Annotated in this window: 15 protein-coding genes; 7 read left to right on the forward strand and 8 right to left on the reverse strand. The window is 48.7% G+C overall.

The window, feature by feature from the left end:
- Nucleotides 1-51: 51 nt before the first annotated feature.
- Nucleotides 52-765, reverse strand: a complete 714-nt coding sequence (locus UNH61_RS22135) for a 2OG-Fe(II) oxygenase (protein WP_326994187.1) — start codon at nucleotides 763-765, stop codon at nucleotides 52-54.
- A gap of 182 nt (nucleotides 766-947) precedes the next feature.
- Between UNH61_RS22135 and UNH61_RS22140 the strand changes: the two genes are divergently transcribed.
- Together UNH61_RS22140 and UNH61_RS22145 are read left to right on the forward strand one after the other, a co-directional pair.
- Nucleotides 948-1730, forward strand: coding sequence for a hypothetical protein (locus UNH61_RS22140; protein WP_326994188.1), 783 nt, complete (start codon nucleotides 948-950; stop codon nucleotides 1728-1730).
- Nucleotides 1731-1746: 16 nt separating this feature from the next.
- Nucleotides 1747-2340: a hypothetical protein gene (locus UNH61_RS22145; RefSeq protein ID WP_326994189.1), complete on the forward strand. Its 594-nt coding sequence runs from the start codon at nucleotides 1747-1749 to the stop codon at nucleotides 2338-2340.
- On the opposite strand, the gene UNH61_RS22150 is transcribed toward UNH61_RS22145, so the two are convergent.
- Both UNH61_RS22150 and UNH61_RS22155 read right to left on the reverse strand, forming a co-directional pair.
- Nucleotides 2335-3180, reverse strand: coding sequence for a methylated-DNA--[protein]-cysteine S-methyltransferase (locus tag UNH61_RS22150; RefSeq protein WP_326994190.1), 846 nt, complete (start codon nucleotides 3178-3180; stop codon nucleotides 2335-2337). The two genes, UNH61_RS22145 and UNH61_RS22150, sit on opposite strands and share 6 nt — an antisense overlap.
- 51 nt (nucleotides 3181-3231) lie before the next feature.
- The gene (locus tag UNH61_RS22155) at nucleotides 3232-3876 is read right to left on the reverse strand and encodes a methylated-DNA--[protein]-cysteine S-methyltransferase (RefSeq protein ID WP_326994191.1); all 645 of its coding nucleotides are present in this window, start codon (nucleotides 3874-3876) and stop codon (nucleotides 3232-3234) included.
- Nucleotides 3877-4073: 197 nt separating this feature from the next.
- Between UNH61_RS22155 and UNH61_RS22160 the strand changes: the two genes are divergently transcribed.
- The 5 genes from UNH61_RS22160 to UNH61_RS22180 all read left to right on the forward strand — a co-directional run bounded on the left by UNH61_RS22160 (nucleotide 4074) and on the right by UNH61_RS22180 (nucleotide 12265).
- Nucleotides 4074-4664 (forward strand): RNA polymerase sigma-70 factor, encoded by a 591-nt coding sequence (locus UNH61_RS22160; protein WP_326994192.1) that lies wholly within the window; start codon nucleotides 4074-4076, stop codon nucleotides 4662-4664.
- Nucleotides 4665-4742: 78 nt separating this feature from the next.
- The gene (locus tag UNH61_RS22165) at nucleotides 4743-5876 is read left to right on the forward strand and encodes a FecR domain-containing protein (protein WP_326994193.1); all 1134 of its coding nucleotides are present in this window, start codon (nucleotides 4743-4745) and stop codon (nucleotides 5874-5876) included.
- Nucleotides 5877-5996: 120 nt separating this feature from the next.
- On the forward strand, nucleotides 5997-9329 hold the full coding sequence (locus UNH61_RS22170; RefSeq protein WP_326994194.1) for a TonB-dependent receptor: 3333 nt from the start codon (nucleotides 5997-5999) through the stop codon (nucleotides 9327-9329).
- Between the two features lie 12 nt (nucleotides 9330-9341).
- Nucleotides 9342-10775 (forward strand): RagB/SusD family nutrient uptake outer membrane protein, encoded by a 1434-nt coding sequence (locus tag UNH61_RS22175; protein WP_326994195.1) that lies wholly within the window; start codon nucleotides 9342-9344, stop codon nucleotides 10773-10775.
- 23 nt (nucleotides 10776-10798) lie between these two features.
- Nucleotides 10799-12265, forward strand: coding sequence for a redoxin domain-containing protein (locus UNH61_RS22180; RefSeq protein WP_326994196.1), 1467 nt, complete (start codon nucleotides 10799-10801; stop codon nucleotides 12263-12265).
- A 51-nt stretch (nucleotides 12266-12316) separates the two neighbouring features.
- On the opposite strand, the gene UNH61_RS22185 is transcribed toward UNH61_RS22180, so the two are convergent.
- The 5 genes from UNH61_RS22185 to UNH61_RS22205 are packed head-to-tail and all read right to left on the reverse strand — an operon-like array spanning nucleotide 12317 to nucleotide 20074.
- Nucleotides 12317-13075: a LytTR family DNA-binding domain-containing protein gene (locus tag UNH61_RS22185; protein ID WP_326994197.1), complete on the reverse strand. Its 759-nt coding sequence runs from the start codon at nucleotides 13073-13075 to the stop codon at nucleotides 12317-12319.
- Nucleotides 13076-13086: 11 nt separating this feature from the next.
- Entirely contained in the window at nucleotides 13087-14205 is a 1119-nt protein-coding gene (locus tag UNH61_RS22190; protein WP_326994198.1) for a histidine kinase, read from the reverse strand.
- Nucleotides 14206-14249: 44 nt separating this feature from the next.
- Nucleotides 14250-15671, reverse strand: a complete 1422-nt coding sequence (locus tag UNH61_RS22195) for an efflux transporter outer membrane subunit (RefSeq protein WP_326994199.1) — start codon at nucleotides 15669-15671, stop codon at nucleotides 14250-14252.
- 24 nt (nucleotides 15672-15695) lie between these two features.
- Nucleotides 15696-18872 carry an efflux RND transporter permease subunit gene (locus UNH61_RS22200; protein WP_326994200.1) on the reverse strand — a complete coding sequence of 1059 codons (3177 nt, stop codon included), beginning with the start codon at nucleotides 18870-18872 and terminating at the stop codon, nucleotides 15696-15698.
- 26 nt (nucleotides 18873-18898) lie between these two features.
- The gene (locus UNH61_RS22205; protein WP_326994201.1) at nucleotides 18899-20074 is read right to left on the reverse strand and encodes an efflux RND transporter periplasmic adaptor subunit; all 1176 of its coding nucleotides are present in this window, start codon (nucleotides 20072-20074) and stop codon (nucleotides 18899-18901) included.
- Nucleotides 20075-20203 lie beyond the last annotated feature (129 nt).

Here is a 20203-nt window from a genome sequence, read left to right on the forward strand (position 1 = left end):
ATGCAGAAATAGCGGCTGGCTAACAGCTCTTACCGATAAGCTGACCACACATCAGGTGAGTGCATCGTGGAAGATGATGCCCAGGCTATGCCGCTGGCCGCTGTGCAACGGACTTACACCATGTTTCATATTCACGCGGTAATATCCCCTGCTGCCTTTTACCGGGCGGAAATTAGTGGTAAATATCACCATATCTCCCCGGCCGGGTGTGAGTACATTTGCTTTCGACTGGGCACGTGGTATTTGCTCGGTAATCACGAATTCACCACCGGTATAATCATCTCCCGGTTCATTCAACATAAAAACCATCTGCATGGGAAAATATACTTCCCCATAAAGATCCTGGTGCAGGGTATTGAAACCGCCGGCTGCGTATTTCAGGATGAGAACGGTAGGTTTCATCTGCTGATGTTCCTGGCAGCGTTGCTTCATTGCTTCGTGCGTAAGCGGGAAACGTGTATCCATATCGAGCACTTCCATCCATTTATTGGCTACGGGGGCAATGTAGGGATAGACGGTTTCCCGGAGGGAAGTGATCACCGGCGGCAATGGATAGCTGTAATATTTATACTCTCCCGCCCCGAAGCGATATCGCTCCATGCTGATCGTTTTCCGGTAAGTATCACTGGCATTGTAATCATTGATCAGGGCCTGGCATTCCGCGGGTGTCAGCACCTGTTTTACGGTCACAAATCCATTTTCCGAAAGCGTGGCGGTAATGCTGTGCCAGTCTTGTTTTTTCAGTCGTTCTGTAATTGATAACATGATTTATAATTTCTCCATACAAAGATAAATAGCGGGTAAAGGGCCAGCAACCCGGTTCTTGCGCAAATGGTCAGGGGTGGTATTTTTTGAAAATAGTTTTACCTTCGCAAAAATTTTGTTGGTTAACCAATCTAATCAATAACCCGAATTTAAATTTTAACTAATACAATTATCATCTATTTATGGAAAAAGGAAAACTCCTGCAGGAATACAAGGCTAGCAAAGCTATGTGGGGCGCATATGGATTCTTAATAGGCCTTTTTGTGTTGTTAGCTATTTGCGGTATTTTATTAACCTTCCTGTTGCCCGGCGCTGAATTTGCCGGCAAATTCATTTTTGTTTTTTGCGTGGTAATCGCCATTCTCTTTTATGTGAGTGCCAAAAAGAAAATGAATAATCCGGAATACCTGTTGTATGAAAACGGCGTGGAACGCCAATACAAATCCCAGTCTTATTTTATGCCGCTGTCGGGTTTGCAGGATCTCTTCCTGTTCACCACCGGCAAATCGATGGTAGCCAATAACCTGGCCTTTAAAAGCACCGGGAGCGACGTTTGGGAGCTGATCAGCATACATCACGGAGGTGACCTTGGCGCGTTGATTGTTGCCAACGCCGATAAAAGAAGTGAGTATTTATTACAGCAGATCCGCGAAGGGCAAACAGCACATTTCAACTATATCACCACGGCTACAGCATTGAAGAATTCCTTCACAGCACTGTCTGCACAAACCTTTCTGAATTCCAACACCAAACAGCTGGGGCTGAACAGTCAATACCTGCTGTTAGATGGCACACAATACCCGTTATCGGACCTGCAACCTATACAGCATGCTGCTATGAAGGGCTACATCATCAAAACCCGGGAAGGTAGGGAGATATTTACATTCCGGGAAACCACTCTTTGGAGCTATGCCGTTTTTATTACATTATTTTCCGAACTTACGAAAGATAACGTAACCGTATAAACTAAAACAGTTATCCATGTTGTTCAGGCAGGAACATCTTGACGGAATTAAGTCGGGCCACGTGTCGCTGGCTTTCCGCAAATGGAATAAACCTGTGGTAAAAGCTGGCAGCCAGATTAAAACCAGTGTAGGCGTTATAGAGATAACTTCCGTAACGCCTTACAAGTTAAAGCTGCTTTCGATGAACGACGCCGTCCAGGCCGGATTCCCTGACATTACCTCCCTGAAGAAGGAGCTGGAGAAAAACAGTGGTGCGCAGCTTTACAAGCTACAGGTCCGCTACCAGGCTGCTGATCCCAGGATTGCCCTGCGGGAAAATACCGCGCTCCTCCCAGCCGGCTGGGAGGCTATCACACAGCAATTGGAACGGTTGGATAAATACAGTCGCTCAGGGCCCTGGACCCAGGAAGTACTTCAGCTGATCCGGCATTATCCGGAACAACGGGCCGCCGATCTGGCTGAAAAAATAAACAGGGAGAAAGAATGGTTGAAGCTGAACATTCGTAAACTGAAGAATATGGGGCTTACGATCAGCCATGAAACAGGATACAGCCTGTCTCCATTAGGAATTGCATACCTGGAACAACAGATGGCGGCCGGCAAATCATAACTCCGCACGGGCTGCCTCCCAGCCTATGATCGCGTTTTTACGGGTGCTTCCCCAATGATACTCTCCTATCTCACCGCTGGCCCGGATCACTCTGTGACAAGGAATCAGGAACGCCACCGGATTATTCCCCACCGCTGTACCCACTGCTCTCGATGCGCCCTTATGGCCGGCTTTATCCGCAAGTGTGGCATAGGTGGTGAGTCCTCCTGCCGGCACGGAAAGCAGGGTTTCCCAAACTTTGATCTGGAAATCTGTTCCCTTCAAATGCAGCCTGATCTCGTTGAGTTTACTCCAGTCCTGGTTGAATACAAACAAAGCGTTCTGCTGCACCCTGTCTACGATCTGGGTGTATTGTGCATTGGGGAACATCGCCCTCAAATCTGCCAGTGCCGCGTCGTTACCTTTATCAGCAAAGGCCATATGGCAGATCCCTTTTTCAGTGGATGCTACGATCAGCGTTCCGAACGGACTATCCGCGAAAGAGTAATTGATATGCAGCGAAGCGCCGCCATTCTTGTACTCACCGGGCGTCATCCCTTCAATTTTAACAAACAGATCATGCAACCGGCCGGTACCGGATAATCCTGTTTCAAATGCCGTATCGAACAGCGAAGCATGGGTAGTTTTCAGTATTTCCTTGGCATGCTCCAGGCTGATGTATTGCAGGAACTGTTTAGGCGTTACGCCTGCCCATTGCTGGAACATCCGCTGAAAGTGAAAAGGGCTCAGGTGTACATGCCCTGCCACTTCTTCAAGACTGGGCTGTGATTTGAAGTTTTCCCTGAAAAAAGTAATGGCTTCTGCCACCCTCTTATAATCTAATTCATGTTGTGCTTCCATCTTGCTACATTATTTAATTCATCACAAAAATACCCCGGCCCCATTGCCCTGTCAACCCGGTTCTTGCTGGCTTTCCCAGGTAATCAATGCGCGTTTCCATTCCGGCCCCCAGAAATACGGGCCGAAAGTGCCGTTAGTTCTCACCGCACGATGGCAGGGAATCAGGAAAAAAATCGGATTATCGCCCACGGCAGTACCAGCTGCCCGGGCGTTCCGGCTCTCGCCCGTCAGTGCCGCATAAGATAGCAGCCCGCCCATTGGTATCTGCAGCAGGGTTTTCCACACAGCCAGCTGAAAGGCTGTCGCTTTCAGATGAAACGGCACCGGTAATTTGTGCCCGTCCGGTTCTTCCAGTGCACGAAGTGCCAACTGGTGATGCGGATGTTCCGCCGGCTCAGGGAAAGCACCGGGAAAGCGCTGCTTCAACTCGTCTTCACCAGCATCGGGCTCATTGCTTACCGGGGCAATGCAACAGATGCCCTTAGGAGTAGTGGCGATCATCATCCGCCCAAACCGGGTAGGGTAATTTGCATAATAAATCCGGAGGCCTGCCTTTCTGAATTCATCCGGCGTCAGTGATTCGATGATAAATCCGTTGTGGGTTTCTTTACCCGCCTCCAGGAATGTTGAAGTAGCTGTCATCCTTTCAAGGATCTGAGCCGGAAGGATGGGGGTATGGCTGTGGGAAAGAAACATATGTAAAGAATTACGAATTGGGAATGAAGAATGAAGAACAAAGCGAAGATAGTGAACGAGGATAATATAGAGGGCCCGTTTGTTGCGGTTTTTGAAAGATGCTATTCTTTTTAAAATGTCCTGTAAACAATTATTTTAAAGGATTTTTCAATGTTATCCTCCGCTTTATTTATTTTAGCGACAGAAAATGCTAGAATTTGATAAGGGATAACTCTTATAGTGACCTGGAACTGATAAGCATGTTGAAGAAGGGTGATGTGAACGCTTTTGATCTGCTCTACTCCCGCCACTGGTCTGGTATGTACCAGGCGGCTTATTTTCTTTTAAGGGACCAGGACGCCAGCATGGATATTGTACAGGACATTTTTGTATGGCTTTGGGAGAAGCGCCAGCAGCTGGATATACACGCTGTGCCCGCTTATTTACGCAGTGCAGTCAGGTTTAAAGTAGCCAATTATATTCAATCCGGGAAAATCCGGGAAGATTTTTATGCGGAACTTGCGGATATCACTTTACCGGCAGCGCCGGGCCCGCAGGACCTGCTGGAACTGAATGACCTGAAGGTGATTATCCAACAGGTGATCAGCCAATTGCCTGAAAAATGCCGGGAGATTTTTCTCCTCAGCAGGGATAACAGGCTTACTAATCAGCAAATCGCCGACTTACTCAACATCTCCATTAAAACCGTGGAAGCGCAGAAAACCATTGCGCTGAAACGGATACGCGCGGCTGTAGATCCTCATCTGCTGGCCATGTTACTACTTCCTGTTGTTGCCCACTGTCATTGACAGATTTTTTTTAAAAAATTTGGATTCCTTTTAAGGGTATCCTCTTTCAGGATTGCCTATGTATAGGACAGTCGCCATATGACGAGGGAAGAAATAACGATACTAACAGAAAAAGTTGTATCCGGAACCGCCACAGACGCGGAATTGATACAATACAACCAGTTATTCAACGCATTCATGCAACAGAATACCTGGGATGAAACGGTATTCGGGGATAAAGCATCAATAGAGGCTACTATCCGTCAGCGGCTCCAGCCGATGCTGGAACGCGGGAAGGTGCGGCCGATGAGGGTATGGTACAAACGAACCGCTGCCGCTGCTGCGCTGGTGCTGTTAATGAGTATTGGTTATTTCTTTTATAAGCACAGCACTACCGAAAAACTATTACCGCAATCCGAGCGATTCCGCAATGATATCAAAGCGCCCACGGGTAATCATGCCATGCTGACCCTCAGCAACGGCAGGCAAATATTGCTGGACAGCGCCGGCAGCGGCACGCTCGCCGTACAGGGCCAGGTAAGCGTTTCGAAAGGCGCCAACGGGCAGATCGTTTACCACGGCGTTGGTAGTACCAGCAGTCTTAATACCATCCAGCTGCCTGCCGGCAGCCAACCACTGTCGATCGTACTGGCCGATGGTACGAAGGTTTGGCTCGATGCGGGTTCGTCTCTTACCTATCCTACAACGTTCAATGGCAACAACCGCACCGTCACCGTAGCAGGACAGGCATATTTCGAAGTAGCTGCCAACAGCAATCAGCCCTTCAGTGTAAAGGCGGGCAACAGCTCGGTGGATGTATTGGGCACGGCTTTCAACCTGCGGATCTTTCAGGACGAAGGTAAGCTGAAAGTTACCCTGGTAGGCGGTGCGGTGAAAGTTAATACACCGGCTGCATCGCAGTTGCTGCGTCCTGGCGAACAGGCCATACTGGAGCACAACGGTAAATTGCAAATAGATACGAATGCAGATCTGGAAGAAGCACTGGCCTGGAAAGAAGGAATGTTTTATTTCGATGGCGCGGATATCAGCACCATTATGTCGGAGTTGCAACGATACTATAATGTAGAAGTGATCTACCAGGCAGATGTTAAAGACCTGTTTATAGCTAAGATCCCGAGAGATGTACCGGTATCTCAGTTATTGAGTTTGCTGGAGATGACCAATCTCGTACACTTTAAAATTGACGGACGGAGAATTACCGTGATCAAATAATTGTGCACCAGACTATATATACATATGTAAGTGCCACCAGACTTACCGGCAGGGAAAGTATTATCTGAATCTAACCGCAATAGAATAGCGGCATTATTATTAATCAAAAATCAACCAAAGATGCTTGTAAAAAAGCTAATGAGCATGCTATGCCTGCCATCATGGGCCGCTGGAAGATCGGGAACCGCCTATATCCGTATATGCCTGCTTTCCGGATGCCTGTTGATGGCCAGCCAGACTTTTGCACAAAAGGTGACCATGCATATGAGAGCCGGTGCCCTCGTAAATGCTTTCAGGGAAATTGAAAAGCAAACTGGCTGTAGTTTTATCTATGGCAAGAGCCACCTGAACAAGGCGGTTCCTGTGAACATCGCTGTAAAAAATCAGGAACTGGACGAGGTATTGAAAGAACTTTTCAATCATCAGCCGCTTACCTTTTCGCGGTCGGGGAAGTTTATTGCTGTGCGATTTAAAAACGAATCTGATGCCGGTGTGAAACAGGTCAACAATGCGGTCATCGTCAGGGGGCTGGTCACCGATGCCAAAGGTACTCCCCTGCCTTCTGTTTCTGTGGTAATACCAGGCACACCGTTCGGGGCGATGACCAACGAAAAGGGAGAATATATGCTTCCGCGCGCGCCTGTTGATGCGGTGTTGTTATTTTCCTATGTTTCGTACGAACAGCAGCGGATACCACTGAATGGCCGTACTATCGTGAACGTTACACTAAACGAACAAACAAAGTCGCTGGATGAAGCGGTGATCATCGGTTACGGCACTACTACCAAACGTATGAATACCGGCTCTGTGAGCAGCATCACCGCACAGGAAATCGGGAAGCAGCCGGTAGCCAACCCGCTGGCAACATTGCCTGGCCGTATTCCTGGTATGCAAATCACCCAGCAAAACGGACTGCCCGGAAGTGCAGCAGTGGTGCAGATCCGCGGTCAGGGTTCCATGAGCTATGGTACACTGCCTCTTTACGTAATTGATGGTGTGCCATTCAGCGCCTACACCGGCGGCTATCCACCTTCCGATAATCTTAACACTTATGGTGCCAGCGGTGCCAATGGCGGTATCAGTCCTTTCAGTATGATCAACCCGGATGATATTGAGCGTATAGATGTATTGAAAGATGCAGACGCAACGGCTATCTATGGCGCAAGGGGCGCCAACGGCGTAATCCTCATTACCACTAAAAAAGGTAAAACCGGAAAAACAAGGATTAACGCTAACGTATATACGGGAACAGGAAAGGTATCACGGTTTATTCCCATGATGAATACACAGCAATACCTGGATCTGAGAAAAGAAGCGTTCAAAAATGACGGCCTTACTCCTACTACAGCCAATGCACCGGAACTCACCGTCTGGGATCAGACAGCGTATACCGACTGGCAACGTTTCCTCGCAGGAGGTACCGCTCACAGCACAGATGCACAGGCTTCCATATCAGGTGGAGATACCCACACTCACTTCCTGCTCAGTGGCGGATATCATAAGGAAACTACGGTGTATCCCGGTAACTTCAACGATCAGCGAATCACCGGACGTCTCTCCGCCGATCACACATCTTCCAACAATAAATTCTATGCGGCTGTTACTGCTAATTATTCAAACGACAAAACCATACTGCCGGTAGCGGACATGATAGCCATGTACAACCTGCCTCCCAATATGCCTTTGTATGATAAAGATGGTAAACTGGTATGGTCGCAGGGATTCAACAATCCCATAGCGTTGCTGCAACGCAAGTATAACGGCAACACCGGTAACTTCATGGCCAACGGCAATTTGCGTTACACCATCATCAAAAACCTGAACTTCAAAGTAAACCTGGGCTTTACGAACACACAGCTGGATCAGAATGCAGGACTGCCGGCATCTACACAGAATCCGGTCAACAACCCCACTACTTCTGCCACCTTCGCCAATGGCAAAACACAGAACTATATTGTGGAACCTACACTGGATTACAGCTATGGTATGAAGAACGGGCGGCTCAATCTGATGGTAGGTGGTACTTACCAGAGAAGCCTGTCGACCAGCATGAGCATCAGCGGTCAGAACTACAGCAACGAAGCACTGATTGGCTCACTGACCGGCGCCGGATTGATTACGCTTAATTCCAGCAATTACTTCGATTATAAATATGCCTCTTTATTCGGCCGCGTGAATTACAGCTATCTGGAAAAATACCTGCTGAATGTTACCTTTCGCAGGGATGCTTCTTCCAGGTTCGGTCCTGATAATATTTTCGGAAACTTCGGCGCTGTAGGCGCTGCCTGGATCTTCAGCCAGGAGCCGTTTATAGAAAACAATTTTCCATGGCTGAACATGGGTAAGCTAAGAGCCAGTTATGGTACCACCGGTAACGACCAGATATCTAACTATATCTATCTCCCATTGCTTTCATCAGCAGGTACCTATCAGGGGCAATCGGCCCTTTACCGCGCCACACTTCCCAATCCCGGGGTGAAGTGGGAAACCACCCGTAAACTGGAATTTGCGCTGGAACTGGCTATACTGAATGGCCGCTTCCAGTTCACAGGTGATTACTACCGTAACCGTTCCGCTGATCAGCTGCTCTCCGCCGCATTGCCCACCCAATCCGGCTACAACAGCTACACCGTTAACATGCCTGCGCTGGTGCAGAACTCGGGTGTGGAACTGGAATTGACCACGGCTAACATCCGTTCCCGGCACTTCTCCTGGAACACTTCCTTCAACATCACCTTTCCCCGGAATAAACTGGTGGAATTCCCGGGCATCGAAAAATCGTTCTATGCCAGCAGTTATCTCGTAGGGCAACCGATAGACCTGGTGAGAAGGTATGTGTATAACGGCTACGATCCGGCAACAGGTATACCGCAGTATGAGGATCTGAACAAGGATGGCGTGATCGACTTTAACAACGACAGGAAAATCATTTCGCCGGGAACACCTTATTTTGGCGGGCTAAACAACACATTCACCTGGCGGAACTGGGATTTTAGTTTCTTCTTCCAGTTCAATCATCGCAAAGGCGTCACTAATAATTTCAGCATACCAATAGGCAGCAGCAGAAGTAATCAGAATACTTCACTGCTCGACAGATGGAGGCAACCGGGCGATGTAGCTGCCTACCCTGCTGCCACCTCCACCTCTGGCACCCCTATCTACAACGGCTATACGCCGTATTACAGTTCTACTGCAATATGGGGCGACGCCAGTTACCTGAAGCTACGGTCGTTGAGCCTGGCGTATACCCTGCCGGCTTCATGGACGGCTAAAATGAAACTCAGCAACCTGAAGTTGTATGCAGAAGGCCAGAACCTGTTCACCTGGGCGAAGAATAAATATATCTACGACCCTGAAACGAGCACGCCCGGCGGCGCACCCGGATTGGGCACCGGGGCTATAGCCATGCCACCGCTGCGGACAATTGTATTTGGTATCAATTGCTCATTCTAAAAACGGATCCTTATGTTACATCTCTCTATAAATAAAAAAATAATAACGGCTTTACTATTAACAGGAAGCATATTTACTTCCTGCAGGAAACTGGTAGAAATAGGCCCTCCTGTTACCCAGGTAGGACTGGATCAGAGCTTCGCATCAGATGCCACTGCCAGCAGTGCCGTGCTGGGTATCTATAACAACAGTTATACCCGTAGTGGGTTATTTCCCATGAGTGAGCTGCCCGGCATTTCTGCGAACGAATTGCAGAATAATGTGCCCGGTCCTTCATATGATGAGTTTAAAAGTAACAGTATTACCGTTACCAATGGCCTTGTAGCCAATACGCTATGGTATGGTAACTATGCAGTACTCGCGCAGGCCAATGCCATGCTGGCCGGCATCACGAAAAGCAATACCCTGTCGGCTTCCGTCAAAAGCCAGCTGACAGGTGAAATCAAAACATGGCGTGCCTTCATGCTCTTTCAGCTGGTCAACTACTTTGGTGATGTGCCCATGCCACTGACGGACGATCCTATTGCCAACGCAACGCTGGCCAGAACACCGGCGGCGCAGGTGTGGCAACAGATCATCAAAGATCTGACCGATGCACAGGGCCTGCTTACAGACAGCTATCCGGCTACACTGCGAACAAGGATCAACCGCCAGGCGGCGAATGCGCTGCTGGCAAGGGCTTACCTGTATACCCAAAACTGGCAGCAGGCGGAAACAACCGCCGGTGCAGTAATAGGATCGGGTGTATACAGCCTGAACCGGGATCTGAATGCAACCTTCACCAACACCAGCAGCGAAGTAATCTGGCAGCTGGCTACCTTAACCGGTCTTTCTATTTATACCACCAATACCGACCCTAATGGAGGCAGCTACGCTGCCGCTACAGGTACAGTGCCGGCAGTAACGTTAACGGATACACTCTATAACAGTCTTGAAGCAGGCGATCTGCGCAAAACTGCCTGGGTGGCTCCCACAGTAATCGGCGGCACTAACTATAAAGTGATCACCAAATACAAGCTGCGGGTGCTGGCAGCCGGTACCACCAACGGTAATGAATACAACGTAATGCTCCGCCTGGCAGAACAGTACCTCATACGTGCAGAAGCCCGCGCACAGCTGGGGAATCTGGGCGGCGCCGTTGCGGATGTAGACAGTATCCGTAAACGGGCAGGCCTGCCCTTGCTGGATAATAATATATCCAAACCGGATCTGTTGCTGGCCGTTGAAAAAGAAAGAGCGGCAGAGTTGTTTGGAGAATGGGGACACCGGTGGTTCGATCTCAAACGTACACCTGGCATCATCAACGCCGGCAAAACCCGCGCAGATGATGTACTGGGAGGCATGCGCCCTGCAACGTGGAAAAGTACGGCTATCCTTTATCCTATTCCGGATGCACAACGGGTAGCTAATCCTGCATTGACACAAAACCCTGGATATACGAATTAATTACCAACGTTAAAAACCAACAAATGAAAAAACTGATCCCCGTATTTCTCGGTTGCGGCCTGCTTGCCAACACCGGGAAAGTTCAAGCCCAGAAAAATATCTCACAAGACTCGCTGATAAAGTATTACGATCGGCTGGTGAAAGGAGATGAAAAAGACCATAGTTTGCTCGAAACAAAAATGTATTCGTTGCTGAAAAGCAAAAAAGAAACCGACTGGCGCACAGCAGGGAGATATTTTTATCAGCTGAAGAAAGGCAATGTATCTGATTCGGTTTTTGCAGCAGCAGCGAAGAAATTCCCTATAGGCATCACCGTTAGAGATAAGCAGGTAGAGCCGATATACAATGAAAAGGATCCTGTTAAAAAGGAAACAATGTATAAAGAATGGGTAAAAAAATTCCCGCCCCGCAAATTCGGCAACGACAGGATTATATATGATTATGCCAGAAATTCTGTTGGCACTGCCTATGCCCAGGCCGATAATGTGGCTAAAGCTGTTGAATATGCTAACAGCATTGAATCCCCTTTCTGGAAAGGACAGGGATGGGCGGGAACTGCAGGTGTACTGATCAGAAAGGGGCATGTGGCTGAAGCGAAACCATTGCTGAGAAAAGCGATAGAAGATGCGTATGAATTCAGGACCACCCGTAAAAACGAAACGGGCGCCGGATTTGCCGCTATCGGCTACCCCGGCTACCTGAGCACTTATGCCCAATGCCTGTACGACAACAAAGAGTATGACTCTGCATTAGTTTATATCCACCGGGCATTGGCTGCAGAAACCCCACCGAACCCGGTCGTAAGCATGATGTACGCCCGGACGTTGATCGCAAAAGGCGATTACCCGGAAGCATTCAACCGCCTGAGCGATGTGGCTGCCCGCGGCATGCTGAACAACGACAGTAAAGCCTTACTGGCCACCGCTTACAGCAAGGTAAGAGGCAATAACGGATTCGACGCTTACGTTGATTCACTGAAAGGTGGCCTGGATGAAAAGGTGCGCGAGGAAATGGCCAAACAAATCATTAACGTACCAGCCTCAGATTTTGTACTGAAAGATGTGGATGGGAAAAGCGTTTCTCTTTCTTCGCTCAAAGGGAAAACGGTAGTACTGGATTTCTGGGCCACCTGGTGCGGCCCCTGCAAGGCCTCTTTCCCTGCGATGAAGAAGGCGCTCGAAAAATACAAATCAGATCCCAACGTAGTATTTCTCTTCATACATACCTGGGAGAAGGATGCCGATGCCGCAGAAAGTGCAAAAAGTTTTGTGACTAAAAACAATTACCCTTTTGAAGTGCTGATGGACCTGAAAGATCCGGCTACCGGCGTAAACAAAGTAGTAGATAGTTACGGCGTGAAAGGAATACCTACCAAGTTTGTGATCGACAAACGCGGTAATATCCGTTTCCGGTTCACCGGTTTCACCGGGGGCGAAGATGCAGCAGTAGCGGAAGTAGCAGCTATGATATCGCTGGCAGAAAAAAATTGATGATGTCTGATATACAATGGCGTTGTTGCAATAGCAACAGCGCCATTATTGTTATTTATCGAGCCACTGTTTGAACAACGGCACTTTCTCTTTACTCACCAGCACTTCCCTTTCCGGATCCCGTTTCAGCTGAATTTTAAGTTTCCCGTTAAAATAATTGTAAATACTGTCGATACTGTTGACGTTGATAATATGCTGACGGTTGGCACGGAAGAATTGATTAGGATGCAGTTGCTCTTCCAGGTCGTCCATCGTGAGGGTAACAGCTACCTGGCTACTATCTCTCAACACCAGGTAAGTGACATTATTAGCGTAGTAAATAAAATCCACATCATCCGCCAGTACGGTTTTGTAACCGTCGCGGAAAGGCAGCATGAAGCGGGTACGGTAGCTGATTTCTTTCTGCTTCAGCAGTTCCAGCATCTGCTGTACCATATCCAGGTTGTCGGGCTTAGCGGTCAGTTCGCAGACCTTGTCCAGCGCCAGGCGCAGATCGTCTTTCTCTACCGGCTTCAACAGGTAATCCAGGCTGTTCACTTTAAAAGCACGGATGGCATATTCGTCGTAAGCCGTGGTGAAGATAACGGGGCAATCCAGTTTCACCTGCTGAAATATATCGAACGACAATCCATCTGCAAGACGTATATCCATTAACGTTACATCTGGGTGCGGATTGGATTTAAACCAGGCAACACTGGCAGTAACAGTATCCAGCACGGCAGCAATATCTATGTCCGGATGTATATCCAGCAGCAGGTTTTTAAGGCGGTTAGCGTTATGTTTTTCATCTTCAATGATCACTACTCTCATACTGTTCTGTTTTAAATATCAAGTAACGGTAACATTACTATAAAATGGTTGTTTTCTTCTTTCACGATGGTAGTAAGTTCCGATAACAGCAGATAACGGTTGCGGATATTTTCCAGTCCCAGCCTGGAAGAAGGCAGGGTATTGGGGATGCGCTGCAGGTTATTACTTACTACCAGTTGTTTATCGCCATCGCTGCAGATGCGGATGTGCAAAGGTTGTTCACCGGACGCCACGTTATGTTTGATCGCATTTTCTATCAGCAATTGCAGGGTGATGGGTGGAATACCACGGGCGGAAATATCGTCTGTTACGTCTATGCTGATATCCACGTTGTCGCCATGTCTTATTTTAATCAGGTAGATGTAGGCTTGTATAAACTTCAGTTCTTCTTTGAGGCTGATGATATCGTTATTGAGGTTCAGTATCATATAGCGATATACGCGGGCAAGGTTTTCCAGGAAGGACATGGCCAGGTCCTTATCTTCCTCAATCAATGCCGATAGTGTACTGAAATTATTGAACATAAAATGTGGATCCAGTTGCAGTTTCAGTGATTGTAACTGGGCCTGCATGGCTACCTGCTTCAGCTCTGCCGCTTTGAGTTTCAGGTCGGCCGCTTCCAGCATGGAAGTTTTCCATCGCTGCAGGAAGAAGTTCCCGGTATGTACAGCGCTGATGAGGATGGAAAGCATGACGCAAACAAACACGAACTGCCATTGATCGAGCTTTTCCAGTGTAGTAGCCGGTTTGTCGGGCGGCGGCCCAAAGATGAGTGTTAGTATGAGATAAAGAATACCCAATAATATGAATACAGAGATGATTTGATAACAGAGCTGTACAATAAAACGCCTGACGGGCCATTTCTCCCAGGGCATTACCGTATCCAGCCAGCGGGCCGATATAAGGCTTGTTTCGGTGATGGCCCAGCACGTGATCATAATGATCAGGTTTTCTGTAAGAATCTTATCCCAGGTAGCGCTCAGGATTTCATTCCAGTAGGAGCTATAGGGATTAACCACGTAGGATAACAGGTAATACAGGATGAATATCATCGGGATAATAAATATCCTGTAGTACCTGTTAAAGATCTTTTGCTGTGACGTTTTGATATTGCTCTTCAGTATCTGCATTTAAAGGAAATGTATATCTGTCCCTAAAAATAACTAAATCGGGCTTATTTCCATCCTCCGCCGAGGCTCCTGTAGAGGTCTACGGCAGCGCCGAGGCGGTCGCGCTGTAAGGTGGCCAGATCCAGTTCAGCTTGTAATACATTTCCCTGTGCAGTGATCACTTCCAGATAAGTGGCCATACCACTTTGAAACAGCAGGCCGGCATCGCGGGTAGCACTTTGCAGCTGTTGCACCCGCTCCAGTGTCAGATCATGCTGGGCTTTCAGCCTGTCTATTTTCACCAGCGCATCAGACACCTCTCCTACGGCGGTAATCACCTGTTTTCTGAATTCGAGTGTTGATTTATCCCTTTCTATTTTCGCGGTTTCCCAATCTGTTTTGAGTCTTCTGCGCTGAAAGATGGGTTGTGTGATGCTGCCGCCTACTGTTTCAAAGAGGCTGCCAGGTATATTGAACCAATTGCCTGCTTTAAATGCGTTAACACCCGCGGTGGCCGTGATATTCAGGGCCGGATACATGGCTGCCTGTGCGGCGCCGGCTTTGGCATTAGCCACCTTCACTGCCAGTTCCGCGGCATGTACATCCGGGCGCTGTGCCAGGATGGAAGCAGGTACACCGGCTGCCAGGGTGGAATCCGGCTGGGTATCAGTTAACCGGGCGTTGCGGATAATAGCGCCGGGCATCTCGCCGGTGAGCAGCTGCAGGGCGTTTTCCTGGGCGCTGATCATCTGTTCTATCTTCGGCACCAATGCGGCTGCCACCTGTCGCTGGGCACGGGTTTGCTCTATTGCCAGGTTGTTGATCTGACCGGAGGTGAATTGCAGCGACATCATTTGCAGGGTGCTGTCGTTGAGCGCGAGGTTCTTCAACGCGATCTCCTTTTGTGCATCCAGCATCAACAGGCTGTAATACCCTTGTGCCACATCATTAACGATCCTCGTTTGCACTGCTTTTGATGCTTCTGTGCTTTGCAGATAGGTTGCCAACGCTGCTTCTTTAAGCCGGCTGATCTTTCCCCAGGCAATCACCTCCCAGGTCAGTCCCAGGTTGGCGTTATAGTCGTCCATGTATTTAGTGCCCATAAACTGTTGAGACAACGAACCATTCAAACTGTTTTTGGAAGGCCAGTTACGGTTTGCCTGTACCTGTAATTGCAGCTCCGGCAGAGCGCCCAGGCGGGCGGCTTTCGCCGCCTGCTCTGCAACGCTCACATTTTTCACAGCCACCTGCAAATCTAAATTCTTTGCAATGGCACTATCAATCAGGGTGCGTAAAACCGGATCAGTGAAAAATGTTCTTACAGACAACATTCCTACGTTACTTGTATCTGCCGCTGGTGTTTTGTCGCCCCTGTACTTTGCAGGTATCGCCACCGACGGCCGGGTAAAATCTTTTCCTACCCTGCAGGCAGTAAATACGCTGAAAAACAGCGCCACTGTCGGAAGAAAAGAGGATATCTTATTCATAATAATCACTTTTGCCTTAAGCTGTTAGCTATGCACTACAGCTGGTTCTTTTTCTGGTGTTGCTAATACGGATATTTTCTTACCGGATATTTTTTCCTGCAGGTATTGGAAGACGACGAACAATACCGGGATGATGAATACACCCAATATTACTCCCGACAACATACCTCCGGCGGTGCTGATGCTGATAGAGTGGTTACCCTGCGCCGACGGGCCCTTTACGGTCATCAGCGGAATGAGCCCTGCCACGAATGCGAGCGAGGTCATGATGATAGGCCTCAACCTCAGCCGGGCTGCTTCCAGGGCGGACGACAACAGGGTTTTACCTGCGCGGCGCCGTTGCACGGCAAATTCCACAATCAGGATGGCGTTTTTCGCCAGCAAACCTATCAGCATCACCAATCCTACCTGCACGTATATATTATTTTCAATACCGGCCAGCGCGATCGCTCCAAACACGCCGAATATACCCGTGGGAATCGACAACAACACAGCCAGTGGCAGTATATAGCTTTCATACTGTGCGGCCAGCAGGAAGTATACGAAGATCAGGGCCAGCGCAAAAATCAGTACCATCTGGTTGCCGGAATTCTTTTCTTCCCGGCTCAGACCTGTCCACTCGAAGCTATACCCCGCAGGCAGTTTCTCTGCTGCCAGCTTTTCAACAGCCTGTATAGCCTGACCAGTACTGATTCCCGGTTTGGGCATGGCATTTACGGTGATGGAGTTGAACAGGTTGTAACGGTTCATCATTTCCGGGCCATATACTTTCTTCAGTGTTATAATGCTGTTAGCCGGTACCATTTCTCCTTTGTCGTTCTTCACAAATACTCCTTCGAGGCTTGTTGGTGTGTTACGTGCTTCCGGTGTAGCCTGCACCATTACACGGTAGTATTTACCAAAGCGGTTGAAGTCGGACGCCTGATTACTTCCATAATACGTTTGTACCGTCATCATCAGGTCGCTCACGCTCACGCCCAGCTGTTTCGCTTTCACTGCATCCACCACGATCCCATATTGCGGGAAATCGGCTTTAAACATCGTAAATGCCACGCCTATCTCCTTCGTTTGCATCATTTCACCGATGAAGCGGTTGGCCGTTTCGCTGAACTTCTCCACAGGGCCACCAGTGCGGTCCTGCAATACCAGCTCCAGACCGTTGAAGGTACCGAAACCGGGTACGGTCGGGAAGGTGAACACGCTGAAAGTTCCTTCGTTAATAGCGCCCAGTTTGGCCGTCATCATTTCCACTACTTCATTGATATTTTCATGACGTTCTTTGATGGGCTTCAGCTTCATAAATCCCATCGCATATGCAGGGCTTGCCCCATTACTCAGGATATTATAACCAGAAATAGTAGTGGCAGACGATACCATCGGCATGCTTTTCAGCATGCTATCTGCTTTTTTCAGCACGTCCGTAGTACGATCCAAACCGGCTCCCGGCGGGAGCGAGAGGGAAAACGCCACGAAGCTGTCGTCTTCGTTGGGAATAAAACCCTTTGGCGTGGATCTCATCAGCCACATGGTAGCAAATAGCACTACTGCCAGTGCACCGAGGCTCAGCCATTTATGTTTCACCAGGAACTGTACCCCACGGCCGTATTTTGTGGTCATGGCATTAAAGCCAGTGTTGAAAGCGGTAAAAAATCTTTTTCCAAAACCACCTGCTTTTTGCTTGTTCTCTCCTCCTTCTCCGGCGTGCGTATTTTTCAGGAACAGCGCACAAAGAGCAGGACTGAGCGTCAGCGCATTCAATGCCGAGATGAGGATGGCTACGGCCAGGGTAAATGCAAACTGGCGGTAGAATACGCCTGTCGGGCCTTCCATGAAGCCCACCGGCAGAAACACCGCTGTCATCACCAGTGTAATAGATATAATGGCGCCGGTGATCTCACTCATGGCCGACACGGTAGCAACCCTTGCAGGCAGATGCGATCGCTCCATTTTACTATGCACGGCTTCCACTACCACAATAGCATCATCTACCACAATACCAATCGCCAGCACCAGTGCAAACAAAGTGAGCATATTGATGGAGAAGCCCAGCATCTGCAGGAAAAAGAACGTTCCCACGAGCGACACTGGTACGGCAATCGCCGGGATCAGGGTGGAACGGAAGTCCTGCAGAAACAGGAACACGATCACAAACACCAGTATAAATGCTTCCACCAGCGTGTGTTTCACCTGATCAATAGAAGCATCCAGCTGCTCCTTGGTGCTCATGGTAACATGGTATTTCACGCCTTTAGGGAAAGATTTAGACGCATGGTCCATCACCTCTTTGATCGTTGTCTGAATAGCATTGGCATTAGAGCCGTTGGTCTGGAAGATGGCCATTGTAACGGCATCCTTCCCATCCAGGTGGTTATCGGTACTATAGCTGGCAGATCCAAGTTCCACCTTCGCCACATCCTTCAGGTACAACACAGTTCCATCGGGCGCCACACGGATCACGATTTTTTCGAACTGCTCCGGAGTATTAAATTTTCCGCTATAGTTGATAACATACGACAATGGTTCCTTAGATCCTTCTCCGAACTTACCAGGCGCAGCTTCCAGGCTCTGGTCGCGGATAGCGTTCATTACCTCTGCAGGCGTGATGCTGAAGGCCGTTAGTTTAGCGGGTTCCAGCCACACACGCATGGAGTAATCCTTCGCGCCGAAAATCTGGGCCTGACCAACGCCCGGGATACGTTTTATTTCGGGGATCACGTTGATCTTCGCATAGTTCTGCAGGAAGGCCTCATCGTATTTGTTCTTATCCTCGCTATAAACATCGAGGATCATGATCATACCACTCTGCTGCTTAGTGGTGGTGATACCAGCCTGCACTACTTCCGCCGGTAGCTGGCTGGTCACCTGTGCCACCCTGTTCTGAACGTTCACAGCTGCCTGATCAGGATTAGTACCGAGTTTAAAGAAAACGGTGATAGATGCACTACCATCGTTACTGGCGTTGGATTGTATGTAGGTCATGTTCTCCACCCCGTTTACCGCTTCTTCTATGGGCGTTACCACAGAACGGAGTACAGTAGCGGCGTTACCACCGGGAAATGAAGCGGATACCACCACACTTGGCGGAGCGATATCCGGGAACTGGGTGATGGGAAGGCGCGAGAGGCCCACCAATCCCAGGATCACCAGGATAATAGAAATTACGGTGGCCAATACCGGCCTTTGTATAATCTTTTTAAGCATAGCTCAATATCTTTTCGGGGAGATTTTTATTTTCCCTGTGAATACAGCGTGTCTTTGGCAGGTTTTATCACACTCCCTTCCACGAGGGTTTCAATGCCCGCAGTTACCACTTTGTCGCCCCGCTGCAAGCCTCTTTTTACAATGAAATTTGTACCGTCGCTGCCGGCCGTTTGTATGATCTGACGGGCTACCACGTTGCTGTCGCCCACCCGGTATACGTATCTTTTATTTTGCATTTCCAGCGTAGCAGCCTGAGGCACCAATACAGCGTTGGTATTGAGTTGTTCTACCCTCACTTTGCCGGTATTTCCGGATCTGAGTGTAGTGGCCGGGTTGGGGAAAGTAGCGCGCAGACTGATAGCGCCGGTGTTCCTGTTAAATTGTCCATCTACCATTTCTATACGTCCCTTATGTTCGTATAGCTCACCATTTGATAACACCAGTGTAACAGGGCGCATATGCTGCAACTGTTGTTGCAGTGTATTTCCTGAAGCACCCTGACTGAAATTCATGAAATCATTTTCACTCATGGAAAAATAAGCATACACCTGGCTGATATCCGATAAAGTAGTTAACGGAGTGGCATCACTTCTTCCTACAAGATTACCCACCCTTTTGGGAATACGGCCTATATAGCCGCTCACAGGGGCATGCACGGTAGTAAAACCCACATTGATCCGCGCCGCTGCGACTGCTGCTTTTGCCTGTTCCACATTGGCTTTGGCTGTTTGCAGGGCCGCATTGGCTGTTTTCAGTTGCATTTCAGCTACCACTTTATTGGCCACCAGTGGCCTGATCTTTTCTACCTCCAGCTCCGCTGTTGTTACCGCTGATTCTGCAGCATGCAAACTGGCTATATCTTTATTCAGCTGTTCAACATAAGGCCGGTCGTTGATCTTGAACAACGGTTGTCCTGCTTTCACCGCACTTCCTTCGTCCACGAAGATCTTTTCGATATACCCATCTACCTGCGGACGTACATCCACATTCTGACGGCCTTCCAGCTGTGCAGCATAATCGCTGGTAGTGACAGCTGTAGCAGTATCCAGTGTAATTACAGGGAGTTCTTTCGGAGCAACTGCCATAACACCCTCTTCAGTGCTGGCGCCGGCTTTGGACCCACAGCTATACAGGGCCACAACTGATAAGCCCGTCAGTAGTAATACAGACCATCTGTTTCTGTGGATTAAAATATTCATCATTGCCATTGGATATTTAGATGGCAAATGTCTGATGAAGCGGGAAGGGAAAGCGGGAGAAAATGGATGAAACGGAAATAAAGACTGATGAAACGGAAAAAGATCGGAATGAAATAAAGACCAACATTGGAT

The sequence above is a fragment of the Chitinophaga sp. 180180018-3 genome (genome assembly GCF_037893185.1).
Taxonomy (GTDB): Bacteria; Bacteroidota; Bacteroidia; order Chitinophagales; family Chitinophagaceae; genus Chitinophaga.